Genomic DNA, 21,624 nt, shown 5'->3' with positions numbered 1-21,624 from the left:
AATACTTGCTATTTTTACAATATTACCATGAATAAACATGTTCAAGCCTACAAAGAGTAAACTGAGTATTTTTTTTCTGGTCTTAACGTTTCTTCCTTTGCTTGTCATGCGATTGGTAGTTTACCCCATTACCTTTCATGCCTTACAAGATGAAATTATCAAAAACCTGGAAGGGGCGGTACAAAAACAGACAGAACTGATTGCCAAATGGATGGAAGAGCGTACGGCTGATGCTCAGTTCATCGCAAATAATCCCTTTGTCCTTATTGCACTCCAATCGTTTACTACGGAAAACACTGAACATGCGGAATTATTCAAATATCTGGATACAATCAAATACTTTGATTATCTATGGAAGGAGTACGGAGGGAAAGAGGTATTTATTGCAGATCATAAAGGTGTTGTAAGGATTGCATCCAGAAAGGGACTGGTGGGCGTAAATATTTCAACAAAGGACTATTTTCGGTCTGCTATGAATGGAGCCCTATTTACTTCGAGCATCGTACCTTCTGATGTTCCTGTTGAAAATGAGGCCGGTATATCCGAAGTCGGTGTGCCCACCATGCTGGTTTCTGCGCCAATAAAGGATAAGTCGAATTCTGTTGTGGGAACGGTGACACTCAGAATAGGCGCCTCCGGGATCAACAAGATGATGCAAAATGTCCATATTGGGGTAACAGGGGAAACCTATTTGATTGACGGACATGGATACATGCTGACGGAGTCCCGGTTTACTGAAGACTTGAAGAGCAGGCAGCGAATAAAAAAGCGGTCTGCCCTGGAATTGAAAGTTACCGATTCAGGCACAAATAATTTAACCAGGGGAGTTCGTGAATGCCTGAAAGGTTCGGAAGGGTTTGATGCCAATGGCTATACCGATTACCGGGGCGTAACTGTATTGGGATTCTGGAAATGGATGCCAGATTACGGATGGGGCGTGATTGCCGAGATTGATGTCAATGAAGGCTACGGGAACCTTTACGAATTACGAAATTATGTCTTGCTCATCTTCGGGATGGTTGCAATGGGAGTTATTATTGTATCCTTTTTTTTGAGCAAAAAAATTTCTGCACCGATTTATCACATTATAGAAACAGCAAAAACAATTGCCAATGGCAGTTACAAAACGAGGGTCTCTTACACATCAAGTGATGAGATTGGTGAGCTTGCAGGCGCTATAAATAAGATGGCAGAGACTCTGGAGGCAAGGTCTCAAATGATAAAGTCTCAGACCGATGAAAAGGGCATGTGAAACCACAGATTACATTGAAAAAATTTAGGTTATAAAGGGAGTTTAGGTGACAGTAAAAAAAACACAAAGAGATTTGTTTGATGCAAGGGCAAATATGATAAAAAAGCCACCACTGGCCGATCGTATCAGACCACGAAGTTTGGAGGAGTTCGTGGGTCAGGAGCACCTCGTTGGGCCCAATAAAATACTGCGGAGATTGGTGGACAATAAGGAATTGATCTCTTTGATCTTCTGGGGACCTCCGGGGGTCGGGAAGACAACGCTGGCTTCAATTGTCGCCCAGGCAACTGATGCCCATTTTGTCGCCTTTTCGGCGGTATTATCGGGGGTCAAGGATATTCGTGAGGTTATTGAAGATGCCAGGAATCAACTAAAATATTACAGCAAAAAAACTATCCTCTTCGTGGATGAGATTCACCGGTTCAACAAGGCCCAGCAGGATGCATTCCTGCATCAGGTAGAGGATGGCACTATTACCTTAATTGGTGCTACAACAGAAAATCCTTCCTTCGAGGTCAATGCCCCCCTCTTATCACGCTGCAAGGTGTTGGTGCTGGAACAACTTACTGAAGACCATATCAAGACCATTATGACAAATGCCGTACGGGATAAGGAGCGAGGTCTTGGATGTTTGAATGTGGAAATTCATAATGATGCCTTTGCTTTTATTGCAGATTTTTCTCACGGAGATGCACGTGTGGCATTAAATACCCTTGAGGCATCTGTTATGCTGGTAAAACCCAACCAGGAGGGAAAAAGGATTGTAACGGTAGAAATTGCCCAGGAAGCCATGCAAAGGAAAGCACTCCTCTACGATAAAGGTGGAGAAGAACATTATAACGTAATTTCTGCCTTCATTAAATCTATGCGGGGGAGCGACCCTGATGCAGCACTTTATTGGCTGGCGCGGATGCTTGATGCCGGGGAGGATCCGCTCTTTATTGCCCGCCGTATGATTATATTTGCTTCAGAGGATATTGGAAATGCAGACCCTGCAGCTCTTCAGTTGGCCGTGGCAACCAAGGATGCCTTTCATTTTGTGGGATTGCCGGAGGGATGGATACCTTTGGCTCAGTGCGTGACCTATCTTGCGTGTGCACCCAAGAGCAATGCCTCCTACATGGCCTATTTCGGGGCATTGAGAGATGTGAAAGAGAAAGGTGCCTTGGCAGTACCCTTTCATATCCGTAATGCTCCCACGAAGTTGATGAAAGACCTTGGTTATGGGATGGGTTACAAGTACCCTCATAGTTTTGGAGGATACGTAGAACAGGCTTATCTGCCAGATGAACTTCGTGGCAGGGAATACTACAAACCAACGGACAACGGATTTGATAAAGTGATCAAAGAGCGGCTTGCACTTTATAAGAGAGAGCGCAAACAGTGAAAGAAGGTGATTTCGCATCTTCAATTAGTTTATTTATACTAAATTCCTTAACTAATTTGAAAATTATGAAAAACAAGATATAATACTTCTGAATAATAAATCCCTCGAACGACAGGCTGGAAAATTGCAGTCTCCTTCCAAATTTGGTTGAAAGGAACTTGGAATTATAGAGTTCTCACACATCATAATTATTGTTGGTTGTTATATTTCTCTTAGTAACGATGCTATAAATACTCTTTTTTCGTAAGGAGGAAAGGCAATGTTTAAAACAACCAAATCTACCATAACAGCATTTGTTTCATTTTCCTTATTGTCTCTGTTTGTAGTTAAAATGAACTTTTCTGATACCCTGAGTATTATTAGGGAAGGTATCGTGAGGGATCTGCAGGGCATTACACGAAAGCAGGCGGATATTATTACGGCATGGGTTGATGCAAGAAAGAAAGATATAAGGGTTACTGCCTATAATTTACCGATTGACCGTAGTGCGGCAGTTCGGGAAATTAAGGAGCCGGATTTATCTAAATCCATTGAATATATCACTTTTATAAAAAATATATATCATTACAAGGAAGTCTTTATTGCAAATCCTACGGGTACGATTATTCTTTCAACGGATAAAAATAATATCGGGAAAGACGTATCCTCTGCACAATATTTTCAGGAGACAATGAAGGGGAAAACGTTTTTTTCCGATATTGTGCCTTCTACAGTACCTATTGAAGATGAATTTGGTGAGCCGGAGTTGGGGTTACCCACGATGTTTGTAGCAACCCAGGTTACTAATGAAAAAATGGAGGTCCTGGGGGTCCTGGTCTATAGGCTCGATTTGAATGAACTCATAAAACTGATTATGCCAATGAAAGCTACTGAAACAGGGGAGATTTATTTAATTAACAAAGACGGGCACATGTTAACCGACTCCAGGTTTACAGCCGAACTTAAGGAAGTCGGTCTTATAAAAAAGAGGGCGCCCTTAGAGTTGAAGGTAGTAAATCCCAAAACGGGAAACCTGACTTTGGCGGTTCAGCAATGTCTGAAAGGAATGGAAGGATATGATGATACGGGCTACCTCGACTATCGAGGTACTAGTGTGATAGGTTACTGGATGTGGCTGCCGTATCTGAATTGGGGTATTATTTCCGAAATTGACATCGATGAGGCATGCAACGAGGTCCGTAAATTTTTTCAGGATACCACCATTAAAAATCTGCGCGGTCTTATGCATCGTCAAGTCAGCCTGGTAAAGATGTGTATGGAAGGACACAAGAATAATGCCAGGGCAATTGCCAAAAAGCCTCAGACACTTCCTTACACAAAAGGCGTAGTAACGGTAGATGAGTTTGTGAATGCCTTGAATTATCTGGAGTTTATCAGAGATGAGTATGGATATAAAGGGATATTTATTTGTGATTCTGCTGGAATTATAAAGCTATCCACTGAAAAAAACCTGGTGAATATGGATATTTCTAAGGAAGACTTTTTTTCCGAGGCAAAAAAGCGCGATGTTTTTGTCAGTGATGTAGTGCCATCAGCCACACCAATCTTAAATGAGTTTGGCAAGGTTGAGCGCAATGTGCCTACCCTGTTTGTTTCTGTTGTAGTCAAAGATAGCACCGGGGCGTTTGCAGGTGTCGTGGTTCTTCGGATCGACACCATGGAGTTGAACAAACTCATGCAGAGTGCTGAGATCGGTGAAAGTGGCGAGATGTATCTTGTTAATTCAGATGGGGTTTTTATTACAGAGTCCCGGTTTGTCATTGAGCTTAAACGCAATGGCATGATAAAAGACAGAACATCTCTGGAACTCAAAGGAATTAACCCGGAGACAGGAAGGTTGACAAAGGGGATTGCCGAATGTCTGGGCGGGGTTGAGGGGTACGATGATACAGGATATCCCGACTATCGGGGGGTACCAGTATTGGGGAGCTGGTGCTGGATTCCGGAATACGAATGGGGGATGATTGTCGAGATCGATCTTGACGAGGCATTCCGCAAGAGTTCCGCCTTCTGGGGTATAAAGCAGTATTTCTAAGTTCATGATAAGGAATTCAAAACTTAATGAAAATGGTTTCTGAATATTCGTTGTATAACGGCAGAGGGGCCAAATTTTTAAATTTTAGTTCATTTTATGAAAGAGATGCTCAAACCACCCAACTGGAGTGAGAAGCTTGATGCCGCTAGCCGGTTTGTATTGGTATTGGATGATGAGGCCATATATGACAAGGAGACAGGACTCGTCTGGGAGAAATCTCCGGATACAACACGGAGAACTTGGGCTGATGCTATTTTATATGCCTATCGAAAAACGGTGGGTGGTCGTAAAGGATGGCGACTGCCTACGGTGGAAGAATTGGCAAGCCTGGTGGATCCAACACAGACTTTTCCTGCCTTGTTCTTGCCAGGCGGCCATCCCTTTACAAATGTGCAGTTAGACCACTATTGGTCTGCTACTATCCATGCCAACAATACCAATTTCGCATTAACCGTGAGCTTCCAAGCTGACTTTGTGAGTAACGACGATAGAGGCAGCAGCGACAGCCTCCATTATGTATGGTGTGTGCGAGGAGGATACGGGTATGATGGTCAGGAACTTCCACCGATACCACAAATATAACCAGGGAGTAAGTTGAGAGAAAAGAGTCGCGAGATTGTTTGATTGATCTTTTAACGCAAATTCACGAAGGAAAGCAGATCATTGCTCCTTGAATTGCTGGATAGGCTGGAGGGGTTGAAGGTGCTTGTACTGATTTGCAAGGAGATTTAGGCATTTCATAATTTCAATCAGTATGGACATGCCTTTACTTTATCGGTTGAATTAAGCAGACACAGAAATTTCAATGTAAGGGTTGGAAATCGTTCTACTATGATTACGACGAAGTCTGCAAGATTGAACCGGCCCTGAGCGGCTATCTGATATCCTAAAACCGCATAAATAAAATGAAAATTCCTTATACTATCAAGTTACAAACGCGATCCGTTGTAGAGGCTACACAGGGTGGCCGTTGATATCGGTTTTGTTGGACTGGGTTTTGAACTTGTTGAGGAAGGCGGCGATGGTGTCGTCCTGGCGCTGGATGAGGGTGGCGCCGTCCTGCCAGATGCCGTTTTCCGTCCACCATTGGCTGCCTGCTGGGTCGCCCTGATTTTGATGAATGTTGTGCACGCCGAGGTCATTGACGAAAGGTTCGCCAAAGATATACAACCTTTTTGACTTTTGCAGCAAGGGTTCGAGGTCGGCTAGCGCATCGATGCTCGTTCCTTTTTTCCACGGAGGATTGATTACGGCCTGGAGAAGCCGGCGAAGCGCCTCGAGAAGGGGGTTGATACCACGAAAACACATCCCGCTTTAGGTTGAAATTCTGGGCTGCGGACATAATCCAGCGCCCCTGACGTGGCACTTGATGGCGGGTAATGCCAACCATTGGCTAATGCTGCAACACCCTTCAGATTCGCCTTTCCCAGTTCAACCACGCGCCATTCGATGCCGTTGGGCAGTTTCTTGCTATCGACGTCGATGGCGCACTTATAGATGCCGGCAGGGGTCTGTACCTCAACGTTGCCGTGGTAGTACTGCCCGTAGTCATTTACCGGATCACGGTAGAAACTGTGTAAGGTTCCGATGATGACGCCGTAGCCATCGTTAAGTGGCATGTCTCATTCCTCCATTTCTTTTTGCATAACATTCCGCTTCAGCCGCCGAGCGTTAGCGAGGTCGGCTGCAAGCGGTCGTTATGCGTTTCAACGTCCTAGGCCAGCCTCTTTCTCCGGAACAGGGAGCTTAAGAAACGCCTGGCCGATGACCTTCTGCAAGGTAGTGGGCACATAGCCTTCTCCTGCATGATTCACACTAATGAGTGGCTCCCAGTCCACTTCACGCAAGTGAGCTATCGGTTTATCCACCCAATCTTTGCTTGGAAAGGAATCCAGGCTGCCAAGACCGACCAGACGCCGTTTCTTCTCTCTGAGGAAATAGTTGACCGTGTCAACTGTGAGATTTCCAAAGCCATCATATACTCCGGAGTCTGCGCCCGCAGCAGCTGCCTTGATCACGTCTTGAGCAGGTATGTTGTACTGTCTATTATACATTCCGATGGTCTCAAGAGCTAGTATAAAGGTTGCGAATGTATCACCGATGGCCGTCTTATTTTGCTGTTGTCTATTCGGGTCGTTTACTATGCCACAGTAAATCAACTCATTGTGCTCATCGAGCACGACGCTGCCATCTGCTCCCAGGGTTACATAAAAACGATCCTTCTTCCCCATTTGTAAATTCCGCACCTCTCTTAATACTTCCACAACACGTCCGAGGGTGGGATAAAATATACTGTCTCTTTCTATGCAGACGGACTTGCCCGTGAGGTGCTGGATCTCGTCCTCATTCATTATGCAGATACAGCCTCCGTGAGGGAGTACGTATCTGATCACAAAGTCATGGACGCTAGCGTACTCAATACCTGCCTCACGCCGCATCAACGGGTGATTCGCAAGAACCTCCTCAAAGACCTTTTTATCAACTGTATCCTTGCTGCAAAGCCGCTTAGTAAGTGCTAGGATGCCCATCCGCTCATTCTCACAAGCGTATGCAAGGGCGTCAAGGGCGACTGCTGGAGCGTACACCGTATTCACCATAATCGCCCGGCCGCTTGGCATTGGGAGGGCTGAAGGTGACACTTGCGGCGGCGGAAGCATCGCAGTGAAAATCGTACGGTCGCTCTTCGGGCCCAATCCCTCGATACAAAGGTTCACGCCAGGCCAATCGTATATCGGGATAGGGGTGTAAAGCCCAATTTTCTTCGTAAGTTGTTTCACGAAAACGTCCAGTTTGGCTCTACCTCCCGGCATTGGTTTTTCAACGGTCGCCAGCAGTTCAACTCTCAATTTGGCGAAGACGTCGTAGAATCCAAAAAGAACGTTTGGTCCGCCACCGCCAATGCGCTGCACTGGGCCTGGTAAGATTGCTACTGTGCACGATTTCAACAAATTTTCAGCCTCGGAACCCATACTGATGAATACGGGAAATTTCTTACCAACAGAATAAACCTTCTGCCCGTTGTTTAGATTAAAGGGCCCCCACACTACGGGTTTACCTTGGAAAAAGAATCCCAAATACGTGTTCGGCTGAAACTCAAGATCCCCGCTGCTGTGGATTGTTGCCACTTTCTGAACGGCATCGCGCTCCGCCAAATGGCGCGATGTATTGCTGACATCTACGATGACATCTAGTACAGGATTTCCATAGACACTGATATTCACGGGGTCTTGCTTAGCCGTGCAGAGAACATCGTTATCCATCGTAGACATCCCTTACCTCCTTTCATTTTTTGTCATATACCGTGCTGATAATATCAAAGCACGTTTATCTGTCTTATAAATAAAAAAGACAATAAGATAACGACCGCTAAGGGTCTGTCCCAAAGCTACATAAACATTTTTCACCTGACCGATGTCATTTTTCAACAAATCTGAAATGAGGTTTGTTTGACAAAACCTCCCTGACTTCATTTTGTTGAACATTATGTCTTCCGATGAGTTTTTCGATAATGCCGTCAAACCAGTCAGGTAGGACGGGGCATCGCCCGCCATAATCAATCTGCGTTATGAATGCTACAGTGTAGTTTTAAGTCCCATTCTCTTTTCCACTTCATCAACAATAAATTTACTAAACGAAAAGGCTGAGGTAAATGCCGGTGAAACAGCATTTAATATGTGTATGGAATTTTCCCCGTGTTCGACGACAAAATCCATCACTAATTTCAGGGTTTCTGTGTCTAATAATTGTGCCCGTATGCCTGGGTTCAGGTAGTTGCCGAAATTCTTTGTGTCTATCTTTTTTACTAAATGTAACGCCTGCTGTATAAAATAATTCCGGTAATGTTTTTTCATTTCTTCAAAGGCTAAACTCCTAAAATTGAAGGCATTGGTGACAAAAAGCTTTGCCTCATGAAATAACACTTCAAAGAATTCATTCAGGCTAAAATTCGAAAGGCCTTGATAATTTTCCCTCCAGAAGGCAGGAATTGATGTTGGGCCTATCTTAACTTTCCCGGCCGCAGTTATGGTAAAATGGACACCAAGGAATGGATTTTTTAAATTGGGTACAGGATAGATATGTTTGCGAATTAAAGTACTGTCTTTGTATTCCAGGTATAGACCTTTGAAAGGAATTAAGGTGTATTTTTGCCCGATCCCAAATTGATGGGCTATTTTATCAGCGTATAAGCCTGCTGAATTGATTAAATGTTTAAATTTTATTTTTTGTGTATTCGTACTCACTGTGGAGACATCGTCTCTTTTTATAAACTTTTCTTTAAGTAAGATTTTTACATTTCCTTTTAAATTCTGAGCGATATGTTCGACAACTTCGGAGGGATTTACGACTGAAGTTGTCGGTGAATATAAGGCCTTATCAAAAGTCCTGGCATTTGGTTCAAGTTCTGTAAATCTTTTTTCATCTACTATCTCTAGTTCTACACCATTTTTATCTCCACGCCTTTTTAGCTCAAAAATACCTTCGAGTTCCTTTTCATCCTTTGCGACTACAATTTTTCCGCATCTATTTATGGTAAGATTATGCTTTAAACAATAATCGGTTAAAAGCCTATTTCCTTCTACGGTAAATTTTGCCTTGAGACTGTCAGGTGTATAATAAAAACCGGCATGAAGTACCCCGCTATTTCTTCCACTTGCATGACATGCCACCGTGGCTTCTTTTTCTATCAATGTAATATTTAAATCTGGATACCTGCTCGTTAGCTCTTTGGCAATGGAAATACCTACAATTCCACCTCCAACGATTAATATATCGGTTGTTATCATGTTTGTTTATTCAAATAGTGTTGGATCTCCTTAATAAGTTTTTCATAATTGGGTTTATTGGTACCGAGACACCTGGATACAATTTTTAACTCGGAAGAACTACTGACACCAAGATGCAGTTCGATAGCCCTTTTAACCTGCCGTTGTTCCCACACACTTTTATTGCTGATTTTTTCCTCTCCTCCGAATGCTTTAATAATGCTCAGTCCTACGACATCGGCCGCGATTCTGTCTCCGGTAATAGCAATAAGGTTCGGTGAGGCTACAGTTCCCCTCGTAGGACCCTTCTTTATAAAAATCTTTGTTCCATCCAGAATATTGAGGTGGGGTGTATAGGCTACATTCAGTTCAGCAACGACCTCGTCCCAAAATTCAGGTGCAATAAAGTAAGGACGTTGTTGTGCATGAATAGCCCCAATGAAGTTTTTGAGTGATATGGAATAATTGGCAAAGCTATGAGTCTTAATGACAGGGACGTTGATAACCCTATCAACATGATAAATAATCTCTGATACAATTGCATTTTTTACGAATCTTCCATTGGGTATTTCTACCTCTACCCATCCATGATCCTCAAAGGGGACAAATGTCACTTCTTCTGTTTGAATAACCTCCCATATGCCTGATTTCATGGCATTTTTCTTCGTTGGAAGCGCATATATTGCAGACATATCACCTACAAATATTTTGGAAGCCCCGGACTCGTGCAGGAGTTTTGTGAGATACTTTATGAGTAGCGGATTTGTATTGGCAGGGCTCGGATAACGGTTGACGATATTGGGTTTTATAAGGACAGTTTTGCCCTGAATATCTAACTTTTCCAATCCACCCAGGAGTTCCAGTCCTTTCCTCAGCATTGCATAAATATCATCACCCTGAACAATGGAGACAAGTGCCTTATTCTCCTCCTTGAAAATGTTCTGGATGTGGTTGCGATTTGGTACTTTTGTCTTTGGTTTTGCTAAAAGAAGTTTGAAAAGGTCCCTCCATCGAAGTTTTAAAAAGAGGAAAATTGATACACCGATTTTGTAGAAAAGCCGGGATTTGATAATGATCATAATTATTTCAGGAAGATAGTTTTATAATTGACCATAAATTTCATTTGTTGTACTATAACAAAGCCTGAAGAAAGGTTCAAGTTCATAGATTCAGAGATAATAGACAATATACATATCGTGTCTCAAATCGAAAAAGACCGCATAACGCCTCTCATTGTAGATAAAAATCGGGGATTGAGGACTGATTATAGAGAACGGATATCAGATCAATACAGGGTTAATTATTTTATCTTTGGCGAGGCGTATCGATGAACGTTGAAAAAAAACGTATTACCCAATATCTTCACGATATTCTTTCGAATACAAGAGATATAGAAAAATTTCTAAGTGGCATTAAAACATGATCCTTGTGCTATCAGGTACAGAAGAAGGCAAAGAGATTGTCAGAAGGCTTCATGAAGAGAGATTGGGCATCCTGACAACTGTTGCAACGCAATACGGCAAAAAGATGTTTGAACAGATGGGCTTGGAAAACGTTTGCCTGCAAGGTCGTTTGGATGCAAAGGGATTTTCCCGGTTAATCAAAGAAAAGGGAATAGACATTGTAGTGGATGCTACTCATCCCTATGCGATAGAGGTGTCTCAGAATGCCATGGATGCCTGCAAAAAAACCAATACCCGATATCTCCGTTTTGAAAGGCAGGGGATAGAAATTCCAACACATCCTTTGATCCACAAGGTTAAAACAATGGCGGAGGCTGTAGATAAGTCCGGGACACTCGGAAAAAAAATATTTCTGACGACAGGTATATCGAGCGTCTCCAAATTTATCCTCCTGAAGGATGAAAAGGAATTGTATGTGCGTATCCTCCCTGTGCCCGAACACATTGTTTCATGTCTGGATATGGGGATTCCGCCAACCCACATTATTGCCATGCATGGCCCGTTTTCAGAGGATCTGAACCGGGCGATGTTCAGACAGTATCACATTAATACGGTGGTAACTAAAGACAGTGGGGAGGCAGGAGGGGTACTGGAAAAAATTCATGCGGCACTTAAAGAAGGAATAGATACCATAGTCCTCGAGCGCCCTCAACTAGAATTTCCCCAAAAATACTCGTCTATTGATGAGTTGATAAATATGGTTAAAATACCATAGTCATTGTAGTATTTCGCCGGGAGAAACTATGGCAGGAAAGCGAAAACCAGAAACTTCTCAAAAACCATTGAGCAATACGGGGAAATTGGCAAAAATCATTTTGTATATACAGTATATAGAGCGAAATGTCATTTTGCTCTACAGCTATATTATGGAGTGAAAACTTTTTAAGCAACCCCTGGCATCTTATCTTAGTCATTAAGATTTCTGGCATTTTGGGATAAAAAAGTCCTTAACGGTACGTAAATTACCTTATCAGGTAGATGCTGTTCTAATTCACTGTTGTCATAGAAATCATTACTGTCTTAAAATTTCGAGTTTATAAGGGATTAAAAACCAGTTTTGGAATAATTAAAGTACTCGGCGGTACTTTTGCTTGTTCCCAAACAGAGGTTGGGAGCAAGTATCGTGTTCCTTGGTTTGGTTTTAGTAAGAGAGGTTTTGACATGGCCATTCAATGGAAGAAATCAACCTGCCCTTACTGTGGCTTCGGCTGTGGCCTGATGGTGGGGTTCGAAGAACGAAAGATTATTAAAGTCCAGGGAATGAAGGGTCATCCCGTTAACGACGGGGACATTTGTGCATTGCCTGCCAATTACCCACCACTTTTCACTACAAAGGGAAGGTTGGCCCGGCCAATGATTCGCCGTAATGATGAGTTAGTACCTGCAGGCTGGGATGAGGTTTTTGAGCATGTAGCGAACGGGTTCAACCGAATCATCAGGGAACACGGCCCAGATTCAATCGCATTCTTTGGTGGTGCGGCTTGTTTTAACGAAGAGTACTACCTCATAAACAAACTCATGAAAGGGGCTATTGGTTCTAATAATGTGGAAAGTACTGCCCGTTTGTGCATGGCGAGTACGGCAATGGGATTTATTTCTACTCTCGGTGCCGATGCGCCACCCACTTGTTATTCCGACATTGAAGATGCCGATCTGTTCTTTATTGCAGGCAATAATATGGCAGTATCATTACCTGTTTTATTCAGACGTATTTACTCCGCAAGGAAGAAAAATGCCGCAAAGATTATTGTCGTTGATCCTCGAAGAACAGAGACCGCCTCGATAGCTGATATCCATCTTCAGCTCAGACCAGGTACGGACGTTGCCCTGAATAATGCCATTGCTCATGTGCTTTTGGAAGAGGGTCTTATTAATAAAGAATTTGTAAAACATTATACTTCTGGATTTAGTGATCTCAAAGAAAAGGTGGGAAAATACCATCCGTCTCTTGTTGCTCAGATTACCGGTTGTCCGGAGAATCAAATTTACGAGGCCGCACGGATCATTGGGAAAGCGAAAACGATGTTAACCTTTTGGTTCCAGGGTTACAACCAATCGCCACAAGCAGTTTTCAAAAATAACACTCTGCATAATTTATCATTGTTGACAGGTGATTTTTGTCGTCCCGGAGCAGGTCCACTCTCAATCACAGGCGAAGCTAACACCATGGGCTGTCGCTGGGTTGGGGCGCTATCACATCTTCTGCCAGGCATGCGAATGATTACCAATCTCAGGCACAGGCAAGAGATAGCCGAATTTTGGGGCATTCCAGCCGAAAAAATTCAGCCTACACCTGGTCACTCAATCATTGAAATTATTCATGGTCTCCATTCTGGTAAAGTGCGCGCGCTATGGGTCATGTCTTCCAATCCAGCGGCATCCCTTCCCCATACGCGATGGGTGGAAGAAGGACTTTCAAAGGCGGAACTCCTTGTTGTTCAGGACATATTTCATCCCACCGAAACGACACTGCTGGCAGACGTAATCCTCGCTGGCGCCCAGTGGTGCGAAAAGACAGGTACGCTTATTTCTTCGGAAAGGCGTGTTGAACTGACAGAAAAGATTGTTGAACCGCCTGGAGTGGCAAAGTCTGATTGTGAGATCATCTGGATGATAGCCAGAGCAATGGGATTTCACAAAGAATTTCCTTATGCCTCACCAGAAGAAGTATTCGAGGAATGGAGGGGAATCTCACGCGGGCGTATGTGTGATATGAGCGGTGTGAGTTACAACCGTCTCCGTGATAAAATAGGTCCTCAACTGCCCTGTCCGGAAGCTGATCACCCTGGTACGCCGAGGTTATTTACTGATCTGCGATTTTCCAGACCGGACGGTCGCGCTGCACTCCTTGCCCGTGATTACAGGGAGCCAGCAGAAATGGCAGACAATGAATATCCCTTTGTTCTTATTACCGGGCGTCTTGCCTGTCACTTCAATACGGGTACCCGTACCAGTCGTGTTGCTAGTCTTAATAATGTTGCGCCGGATAATTTGGTAGAGATTCACCCGGTTGATGCTGCCCATCTTGGAATTGCTGAAGGTGACGCGGTTGAGATATCTTCACGTCAGGGCAATGTCAAAGGAGTTGCCTCTGTCAGAGATCGTGTACTTGCTGGCACGGTCTACATGAATTTCCATTATGGCAGTGCATCTGCCGCAGGCAATGATAAACTTGCGAACCTTGTCTGTAACCCGATTTACGATATTCATTCAAAGCAACCGGAATTCAAGTACTGTGCAGTTAAGGTAACTAAAATTGTATACACCGATGACAAAGGATTGTTATGAGTGAACTGTATGATCAAAGCAAAATTGAGGTATCACAGCGGACAATTGAATTTTTTGAAACGCTGCTGCGTGCATCGACCGATGGGATTGTTATTACTGACGTAACGCACAATATCATAGTAGTCAACGAGGCATTTTGCGATTTCTTTGGGAAGCACCGATGTGAGGTGCTCGAAACAAACTTATTCCTCTGGTTAGAGCAGATTAGTTCCGATGGGCCAAAACGCTGGGTTGAAATGGAGAATCGCGTTCACGTCGAAGGTTCGTGCCATGATGTAGAGTTTGTTTTAACGTCATGCAATGGGGTAAGATACCTCAGCGTTAATGTTTCTTTTATTGAGAGGGTTGGAACTGAGGATGCTGGTGTCATTATGAGCATCTGGCGAGATATAACAGAACAGAAGCGAACGATTGAATTGGCGGAACGGATGCGTCTGACTACATTTGTCAAAGATGTAAGCATTGCGCTTACCAGGGGTAGCACTTTACAGGAAATTTTATGCTATTGTGCAGAGGCAGTAGTTAATCATCTTGGTGCAGCGTTTGCGCGTATCTGGACACTTAACGAAAAAGAAAATGTTTTGGAATTGCAGGCCAGTGCCGGTATGTATACTCACGTAAACGGTTTCCATAGCCGAATACCGTTTGGCAAATTCGAGATCGGGCGTATTGCCCGGGAGCGCAAATCCCATCTGACAAACTCTGTTATTGATGATCCGGATGTTAGTGACAAGAATTGGGCTAAACGGGAGGGAATGGTCTCCTTTGCCGGATATCCTCTGATTATAGGGAATCATCTGATCGGCGTTATGGTCATGTTTTCCCGTAATCTTCTTACCGAATTTACACTCAAGGCACTGGCATCAGTTGCAGATATAATCGCCCTTGGCATTGTTCACAAACAAAATCAGGAGGAGCTCATTAAATCGGAAAGTAGATTTAAGGCCATATTTAACAGCGCAAATGACGGAATACTCATGGTAGATGTGGAGACCAAAAGACTCTATACGGGGAATAAAAAGATTTGCCGGATGCTGGGTTATACCATGGAAGAGCTGGAAAAACTCACAGTTATGGATATTCATCCCAGGGAAGCTTTATCTCAAGTAATGGATGAGTTTGAAAAGTACTCGAAAAGTGAAAATACATTTGCCAGAGATATGCCGGTGAAAAGAAAAGACAACAGTATTTTTTATGTTGATATTAACTCGTCACTGATAACCATTGCAGGAAAAACATATTTGATGGGTATTTTCAGGGATATCACCGAGCGCAAACAATCTGAAGAAAAAATCAAACACATAGCCTTTCACGATCCCCTTACCAACTTGTCCAACAGATTATTGTTCAATGATCGTCTTACTCTAGCGATAGCTCAGGCACATCGTACGAAAGAAAAGCTGGCCGTAATGTTTCTTGACCTGGACAGGTTCAAGATTATTAACGATACAATGGGACATACCTTTGGAGACCAGTTGCTGTACCGTATTGCTGAAAAACTGAGGAAATGTGTACGTGAAGGGGATACTGTTGCCCGACTTGGCGGTGATGAATTCTCTTTGCTGATAACAGGAATTACTCGCGTGGAAGATGTGCACAATATTGCGCGTAAAATCCTCAATGTCTTCAAACAGAAGTGGGTGATCGATAGACACGAACTCTATGCTACCGCAAGTATCGGGGTAGCCCTCTATCCCGATAACGGTAAAGATGTTGAGACACTGCTGAAGAATGCCGATATTGCCATGTATGATGCCAAGGAGCAGGGAAGAAACAACTATCAGTTTTTCATTCCGGCAATGCATGTCAAATCTTTTAAAAGGATGACGATGGAGACAGAGCTCCGCCGGGCACTGAATCGCAGGGAATTTGTAGTATACTATCAACCTCAAATGGACATTAATACCGGACAAATAATTGGTATGGAAGCATTGGTACGATGGCAGCACCCTGATCGTGGGATTATTTCTCCGCCAGAGTTTCTCTCGTATGCGGAAGACACAAGGCTGATTGTTTCTTTAGATGAATTGGTGTTGCAAACCGCCTGTACACAAAACAAGGCATGGCAAGATGCCGGATTTCAGCCTATATGCGTGGCTGTAAACCTTTCAGCGCATACGTTTCAGGAGCAAAACTTGTTGGAAAAAGTACAGTCAATACTGGAAAAAACAGGTTTAGATCCTCAGTTACTAGGACTTGAAATTACGGAAAGTATAGCTATGCAAGATATTGAAACTACTATTCAGAAAGTAAAAAGTTTGAGCGGCTTGGGGATTCAAATCGCTATTGACGATTTTGGTGAGGGTTTTTCTTCTTTACGTTATCTCAAGATGTTCCCTATCAACAAGCTTAAATTTAGTCCGTATTTTGTTCGAGATATCGTGAAAAATAATGATGATAAGGCGATCGTGGCATCTGTAATTGCTATGGCACAGAGCCTGAAATTCAAGGTTATTGCTGAAGGGGTTGAGACTGATGACCAACTCTCATTACTCAAACAACTGCAATGTGATGAGGTTCAAGGATATTTATTCTGTAAACCCTTGCCTGCCGAAATGCTTGAACGGAAAATGGCGCAGGATAAAGTATGCATGGCTCGTGATAATAAAGAGTCATCAAATTTATTTTCCACTCCTTTGGTGATCTTTTAGAAATTCACATCGCAAATAGTCATTCCAGGTTCTTATCCCAACTGCGTAGAAATTCATTTATTGCATATCAATCTTTCAACTCATAGGTTTTACAAGTTTATTTACAAATCGTTTAAGTGTTGATATTATAAAACTCATTGAAATAATTGTTGAAAAATGTACATATTTAAGTTGTTCGTGAAGTATAAATATTTGATACATCGGTAGTTATCTTATATTTTCTTTTGTTTTAACAAGGTAATCAATGAATATACTGTTAATGTCCATGCCAGATTGTGCCCCTCACTTTAATGCAAAGCGGTGGAAGCCACCTAACCTTGCCATCTCATCGATTGCGGGTAATATTGAGGGTCATAACGTTTATATAGCCGATCTTATATTGCGGAGAGACCGGGTTAATGAAACCGTCAGGGAATTGATCGCAAAGTATCGGCCAGACATCGTTGGACTAACGGCAATGAGCTTCCAATTTGCCACAGCCCGGAGAATAGCCAGTCTTATAAAGGGTCTCAATAATAATATTAAGATTGTTTTAGGCGGCTACCATGCTACGCTCATGTACGATGAAATATGCAAGAGTGAAGAGTCTGACCCTTTTGACTTTCTTATTCGGGGTGAAGGGGATTTGTGCTTTCATGAATTAGTAGAGGCCATAAACGGTGAAAGAGCCATAGAAGGTATCTGTGGTGTTTCATTCCGGAATGAAGGTTGTTTCATCCACAATCCTCCGCGTCCTTTGGAAGACCTGACGAAGATAAAAATTCCGGATCGTTCCAAAAGGATATGGAAGGGGTATCGATATTATGGTTTTACCCTCGACATCGTGGAATCCTCCCGTGGATGCGTTATGCCCTGTAATTTTTGCAGTATGGATAAGATGTACGGAAAAACATTCCGAAGATTTGGCATTGAAAGGATACTTGCGGATATTGCCAATGCCAAGCAGCATGGTGCAAACTTCATTGTCTTTTCGGATGACAATTTTACGTTAGATATCAAAGGATTTGAGACCCTTTGTGATGCTATCGTTGATGCTGGCCATAATGATATTTGCTATATCATCCAGGCAAGCAGTACCGGGATCGCTTCCTCGAATACCCTTGTGGAAAAGATGGCCAAGGCGGGTTTTCGAATCGTATTCCTTGGTATTGAAAATGTCTCAGAAGAAAATCTGAGGCTTATGAAGAAGGGAAATATCATTGAAAAAACCAAACTTGCCGTCAAGCGATTGCATGAACACGATATCATGATTGTGGGTGGTATGATCATCGGGAACCCCAATGACAAGGAAGAAGACATTGCAAGAAATTATGAATTCTTTGTAGATTTGCATATAGATTTTTTTGCAGATCAGATACTAACACCTTATCCCAAAACGGGTATGCGTAAAGAGTTACTGAATGCCGGACTGATAACAAATAGATATGACTATAGTCGCTACAACTGCTTTTGGGCGAATGTCAAAACAAATCATTTAGGGCCGGAAGACCTCCAGTTTCTCAGATGGAAATACAACAAAAAATACGCCAATTATATTTGCACCACACCAGCCTTCATTAAAAATTACCCCCTTGCCTATTATTACCGGCATTATTTCAGGAGGCCGTTCCTGAGGCTAAAAAACAGGCTGTTTGGAGATAATCTGAGTGAAATGGAATTGTACAAAAGGGATATGGCAAGGGCGGAGGCCATGAACAAATTCTTTTAAGTATTTTGTTGTAATATTCCATTACTTTGCTATAGTTATGAATCGAGTTCAACACCATAAAAATAGAGGAGGGAAACCGCCAGTAGTTTGGGTCAGCGAAAGGGTGTAAAAACCATTTCCGAGATAACAGGTGAAGTTGCAGTGCCTGCAGGAAAAGCGGAAGTCAGATTTCTTGGTTTGTAAAATTTTTACGAGGTTATTCTATGCCTACCGTATCAGTTGTTAAATGTGATGATTATGAATCAGAAAAGGTTTACCATGCCATTCATAAATCTTTAAGCTTGCTCAACGGCGTTGACAGGCTGATTAAGCCCGGCATGAAGGTGCTTTTAAAGCTCAATCTCCTTTCTTCTTCACAGCCTCCGGAAAGGGCTGTCAACACTCACCCTGCAGTAGTCAGGGTGCTTGTTCGTATATTTCAAAGGGACTTTGGTTGTGAGGTTTATATTGGAGACTCGTCAGGCAGCGTAAAGAACGCTTCTACCTTTAATGCCTTTCGCATTACCCGCATCAATGAAATTGCAGAGGAAACAGGGGCAAGGATTGTTAATTTTGATAAGGATGAGTATGTTGATGTTCATAACAGGGATTATGAAATTTTGGATAAATTTCGTATCGCCAGAACGTTGCGGGCGGTGGACTTTGTGGTCTCGGTGCCCAAACTCAAGACACATGGTTTAACGCAATACACAGGTGCGATAAAGAATATGTTGGGCGCTATCCCCGGCAATGGGAAAAAAAATGTCCATTTAATTGCACCAAAACCTACGGTGTTTGCGAAAGCGCTGGTAGACATTTATCAGATGGTACCTCCGCATCTCATTATTATGGATGCCATTGTAGGGATGGAGGGAAATGGTCCCAATGCCGGTTCCCCGAAAAAGGTCGGATTGATCCTCGCCAGCCGTGACAGTGTGGCATTAGATGCCGTAGCCAGCAGTATTATTGGATTTGAACCTATGGCCATACCTACTATCCGGTTTGCGCATCATCGTGGTTTAGGTATAGGTGAGCCGGATACTATCGATGTCGTCGGTGAAACTATCAGTAATGTATCTGTTCCGGATTTTCAAAAGCCTTCCAGCGGTGCCCAGGATTTTGCGGGAAAATATCTGCCAGATTTTTTGCTGGCCTTGATGTTTGATAGCACGTGTTCCACATTTTCTACGGTAAATCATTCGAACTGTACACGGTGTTACGAGTGTGTAAGGAATTGCCCTGCAGGCGCTATGTCGAAAGAAAATGGCAAGGTGGTTGTTGATAAAAAGAAATGTATTGGATGTTTTTGCTGTGATGAGGTGTGCGATTTTAATGCAATTGAAATGAAACGTTCATTGCTGGGTAGGACACTCCTGGGCATGGCAAAGGCACTGGGAGTAGAAAAGGTTGAATAAATTGCAATTATTCCTATCGTAAATAAAAAATGGGACTGCAGTGGACAAAGATATTTCTTCCTGAAATTAAGGAACTCATTGAAACTAAGGATTTCAGGGGATTGCGGGACTTCCTTCGGGAGCGTCATCCTGCGGACATTGTAGATATTCTCAGAGAACTCGACCCCGCAGAACGCGTGATGAGTTTTAGACTGCTCGACAAAAATAAGATTTCCGAGGTCTTTGCCCTTTTTGAACCTATCGAACAAGAAGAACTTCTTAAGCAGTTTACCGAGCAGCATGTAAAAGAAATTTTAGTGCAAATGCAGCCGGATGATCGTACACAACTCTTTGATGAATTACCGGCCCATCTCGTAGAAAAACTTTTAAAACTTCTCCCCCCCGCAGACCGCAGGGAAGCCAATGAACTTCTGAACTACCCTCATAACTCCGCAGGCCGCATAATGACCACGGAATATGTAGATCTCCAGATGGATATGACCGTGGCGAAGGCACTGGAACACATCCGTAAAACCGGACCAAATCGTGAAACAATTTATATCTGTTATATTGTAGATGAGACAAAAAAACTCCGCGGCGTTGCTTCTCTGAAGAATATTATTCTTGCCAACCCTGATCAACTCATTAAGGATATCATGAATGAGAATGTTTTTTATGTTCATACCACGGATGATCAGGAAAAAGCTGTCCAGGTAGTTCAAAAATACGATATTCTTGCCGTCCCCGTGGTGGACAATGAGGACAGACTGGTAGGGATCGTTACTGTGGATGATGTATTAGACGTTGTGCAAGAAGAAGTGACAGAAGATTTTCAGAGGATGGCTGGTATACAAACTACTGAGGAAGAATATTTTCGTGTAGGGTTTTCAAAGCGAGTCATTAACCGTGTTTCCTGGTTAGTCATTCTCGTAATTGCTGCGACCATATCTCAAACCATACTGAAAAATTATTCCGGTGTCTTAAGTTCGGTGATAGCCCTTGCTTATTTTATCCCCATGCTTACCGGGTCTGGTGGCAATACGGGGTCACAGTCCTCTACCTTAATTATCCGGGCGCTGGCGACTGGTGAAGTAAAATCCCGGGAATGGTGGCGAATTATATTACGGGAATTTAAGGTTGGCGTTTCGCTGGGACTCATCATGGGCCTGATTGCCTTTACCATTGCTGAAATATCATTAAGACAGACAACGCTCGCTTTGACGGTGGGTGTATCTCTGTGTATTGTAGTAAGTGTAGGAAATATTGTTGGTGTTGCCATTCCTTTGTTTTTCAGATTTATAAAACTGGATCCGGCATTTGTATCTGCACCACTCATTGCTACGCTGTTAGACGCTACGGGACTTGTTATTTATTTTGAGATTGCCAGCAGAATACTCTCCGCTACTGCTCCGTAGGGATAAGCAATCAGTACGGTATTGTCGCTGTCAAATTCTGCCTTCCCGATACATGGAGACTTGGTATATTCGCTTGACATTTTTTGGGTGGAATGGTATTCTTTAAACGATTTTTTCAATATTATGAGGTTGCACGATATTCAATCGAAAGGAGCTACGGTTTGAATAGTCAGGAAAATGTGTCCGGGGAAAATTCCATCCTTTGTGGTTTTGCCTTTGACAATAAAGATAATCATAAAAGAATCACCTCTGGTGAGAATTTTTACATATTGGGCGGTTCTGCAGAAAC

14 protein-coding genes and 2 pseudogenes are annotated in these 21,624 nt (G+C 43.0%); 11 read left to right on the top strand and 5 right to left on the bottom strand.

Going from position 1 to position 21,624, the window contains the following annotated elements:
• Positions 1-37: 37 nt before the first annotated feature.
• From E3K36_10840 to E3K36_10825, 4 genes are all read left to right on the top strand, one after another.
• On the top strand, positions 38-1,252 hold the full coding sequence (locus E3K36_10840; GenBank protein ID MCF6155728.1) for a HAMP domain-containing protein: 1,215 nt from the start codon (positions 38-40) through the stop codon (positions 1,250-1,252).
• Between the two features lie 94 nt (positions 1,253-1,346).
• The gene (locus E3K36_10835; GenBank protein ID MCF6155727.1) at positions 1,347-2,639 is read left to right on the top strand and encodes a replication-associated recombination protein A; all 1,293 of its coding nucleotides are present in this window, start codon (positions 1,347-1,349) and stop codon (positions 2,637-2,639) included.
• Between the two features lie 259 nt (positions 2,640-2,898).
• Complete coding sequence (locus tag E3K36_10830; protein ID MCF6155726.1) at positions 2,899-4,674, top strand: hypothetical protein; 1,776 nt, start codon at positions 2,899-2,901, stop codon at positions 4,672-4,674.
• 96 nt (positions 4,675-4,770) lie between these two features.
• Positions 4,771-5,256 (top strand): DUF1566 domain-containing protein, encoded by a 486-nt coding sequence (locus tag E3K36_10825; GenBank protein ID MCF6155725.1) that lies wholly within the window; start codon positions 4,771-4,773, stop codon positions 5,254-5,256.
• A 372-nt stretch (positions 5,257-5,628) separates the two neighbouring features.
• Here the strand turns inward: E3K36_10825 and E3K36_10820 are convergent.
• The 5 genes and pseudogenes from E3K36_10820 to E3K36_10800 all read right to left on the bottom strand — a co-directional run bounded on the left by E3K36_10820 (position 5,629) and on the right by E3K36_10800 (position 10,516).
• A pseudogene (locus E3K36_10820) lies at positions 5,629-6,293 on the bottom strand (DUF2278 family protein).
• 87 nt (positions 6,294-6,380) lie between these two features.
• Positions 6,381-7,943 (bottom strand): hypothetical protein, encoded by a 1,563-nt coding sequence (locus E3K36_10815; protein ID MCF6155724.1) that lies wholly within the window; start codon positions 7,941-7,943, stop codon positions 6,381-6,383.
• Positions 7,944-7,946: 3 nt separating this feature from the next.
• A pseudogene (locus E3K36_10810) lies at positions 7,947-8,169 on the bottom strand (BrnT family toxin).
• A gap of 77 nt (positions 8,170-8,246) precedes the next feature.
• Positions 8,247-9,458: an L-2-hydroxyglutarate oxidase gene (gene lhgO / locus E3K36_10805; GenBank protein ID MCF6155723.1), complete on the bottom strand. Its 1,212-nt coding sequence runs from the start codon at positions 9,456-9,458 to the stop codon at positions 8,247-8,249.
• On the bottom strand, positions 9,455-10,516 hold the full coding sequence (locus tag E3K36_10800; protein MCF6155722.1) for a DUF362 domain-containing protein: 1,062 nt from the start codon (positions 10,514-10,516) through the stop codon (positions 9,455-9,457). Before E3K36_10800 ends, lhgO begins: the two co-directional genes overlap by 4 nt.
• A 27-nt stretch (positions 10,517-10,543) precedes the next feature.
• Between E3K36_10800 and E3K36_10795 the strand changes: the two genes are divergently transcribed.
• The 7 genes from E3K36_10795 (at position 10,544) to mgtE (ending at position 21,335) form a co-directional block, all read left to right on the top strand.
• The gene (locus E3K36_10795) at positions 10,544-10,768 is read left to right on the top strand and encodes a hypothetical protein (GenBank protein ID MCF6155721.1); all 225 of its coding nucleotides are present in this window, start codon (positions 10,544-10,546) and stop codon (positions 10,766-10,768) included.
• Positions 10,769-10,856: 88 nt separating this feature from the next.
• A complete protein-coding gene (cobK, locus tag E3K36_10790; GenBank protein ID MCF6155720.1) occupies positions 10,857-11,615 on the top strand; it encodes a precorrin-6A reductase in 759 nt (252 codons plus the stop codon).
• Between the two features lie 446 nt (positions 11,616-12,061).
• On the top strand, positions 12,062-14,188 hold the full coding sequence (locus tag E3K36_10785; GenBank protein MCF6155719.1) for a nitrate reductase catalytic subunit: 2,127 nt from the start codon (positions 12,062-12,064) through the stop codon (positions 14,186-14,188).
• A complete protein-coding gene (locus E3K36_10780) occupies positions 14,185-16,839 on the top strand; it encodes an EAL domain-containing protein (GenBank protein ID MCF6155718.1) in 2,655 nt (884 codons plus the stop codon). Before E3K36_10785 ends, E3K36_10780 begins: the two co-directional genes overlap by 4 nt.
• Before the next feature lie 244 nt (positions 16,840-17,083).
• A complete protein-coding gene (locus E3K36_10775) occupies positions 17,084-18,547 on the top strand; it encodes a radical SAM protein (protein ID MCF6155717.1) in 1,464 nt (487 codons plus the stop codon).
• 203 nt (positions 18,548-18,750) lie between these two features.
• Complete coding sequence (locus E3K36_10770; GenBank protein ID MCF6155716.1) at positions 18,751-19,941, top strand: DUF362 domain-containing protein; 1,191 nt, start codon at positions 18,751-18,753, stop codon at positions 19,939-19,941.
• Between the two features lie 29 nt (positions 19,942-19,970).
• Positions 19,971-21,335 carry a magnesium transporter gene (gene mgtE, locus E3K36_10765; protein MCF6155715.1) on the top strand — a complete coding sequence of 455 codons (1,365 nt, stop codon included), beginning with the start codon at positions 19,971-19,973 and terminating at the stop codon, positions 21,333-21,335.
• Positions 21,336-21,624 lie beyond the last annotated feature (289 nt).

Origin of the sequence: Candidatus Brocadia sp. (assembly GCA_021646415.1) — a bacterium.
Taxonomy (GTDB): Bacteria; Planctomycetota; Brocadiia; order Brocadiales; family Brocadiaceae; genus Brocadia.
Note: the sequence above shows the minus strand (reverse complement) of the source record. Positions and strands in the feature narration are given on the sequence as shown.

What these genes read in the sequence shown, in the direction of transcription:
- E3K36_10815 (MCF6155724.1), bottom strand. Translation starts at nt 7,943, where the DNA reads ATGTCTACGATGGATAACGATGTTCTCTGCACGGCTAAGCAAGACCCC.
- E3K36_10840 (MCF6155728.1), top strand. Translation starts at nt 38, where the DNA reads ATGTTCAAGCCTACAAAGAGTAAACTGAGTATTTTTTTTCTGGTCTTA.
- E3K36_10825 (MCF6155725.1), top strand. Translation starts at nt 4,771, where the DNA reads ATGAAAGAGATGCTCAAACCACCCAACTGGAGTGAGAAGCTTGATGCC.
- E3K36_10785 (MCF6155719.1), top strand. Translation starts at nt 12,062, where the DNA reads ATGGCCATTCAATGGAAGAAATCAACCTGCCCTTACTGTGGCTTCGGC.
- E3K36_10835 (MCF6155727.1), top strand. Translation starts at nt 1,347, where the DNA reads ATGATAAAAAAGCCACCACTGGCCGATCGTATCAGACCACGAAGTTTG.
- E3K36_10800 (MCF6155722.1), bottom strand. Translation starts at nt 10,516, where the DNA reads ATGATCATTATCAAATCCCGGCTTTTCTACAAAATCGGTGTATCAATT.
- mgtE (MCF6155715.1), top strand. Translation starts at nt 19,971, where the DNA reads ATGGGACTGCAGTGGACAAAGATATTTCTTCCTGAAATTAAGGAACTC.
- E3K36_10830 (MCF6155726.1), top strand. Translation starts at nt 2,899, where the DNA reads ATGTTTAAAACAACCAAATCTACCATAACAGCATTTGTTTCATTTTCC.
- lhgO (MCF6155723.1), bottom strand. Translation starts at nt 9,458, where the DNA reads ATGATAACAACCGATATATTAATCGTTGGAGGTGGAATTGTAGGTATT.
- E3K36_10780 (MCF6155718.1), top strand. Translation starts at nt 14,185, where the DNA reads ATGAGTGAACTGTATGATCAAAGCAAAATTGAGGTATCACAGCGGACA.
- E3K36_10775 (MCF6155717.1), top strand. Translation starts at nt 17,084, where the DNA reads ATGAATATACTGTTAATGTCCATGCCAGATTGTGCCCCTCACTTTAAT.
- E3K36_10770 (MCF6155716.1), top strand. Translation starts at nt 18,751, where the DNA reads ATGCCTACCGTATCAGTTGTTAAATGTGATGATTATGAATCAGAAAAG.
- cobK (MCF6155720.1), top strand. Translation starts at nt 10,857, where the DNA reads ATGATCCTTGTGCTATCAGGTACAGAAGAAGGCAAAGAGATTGTCAGA.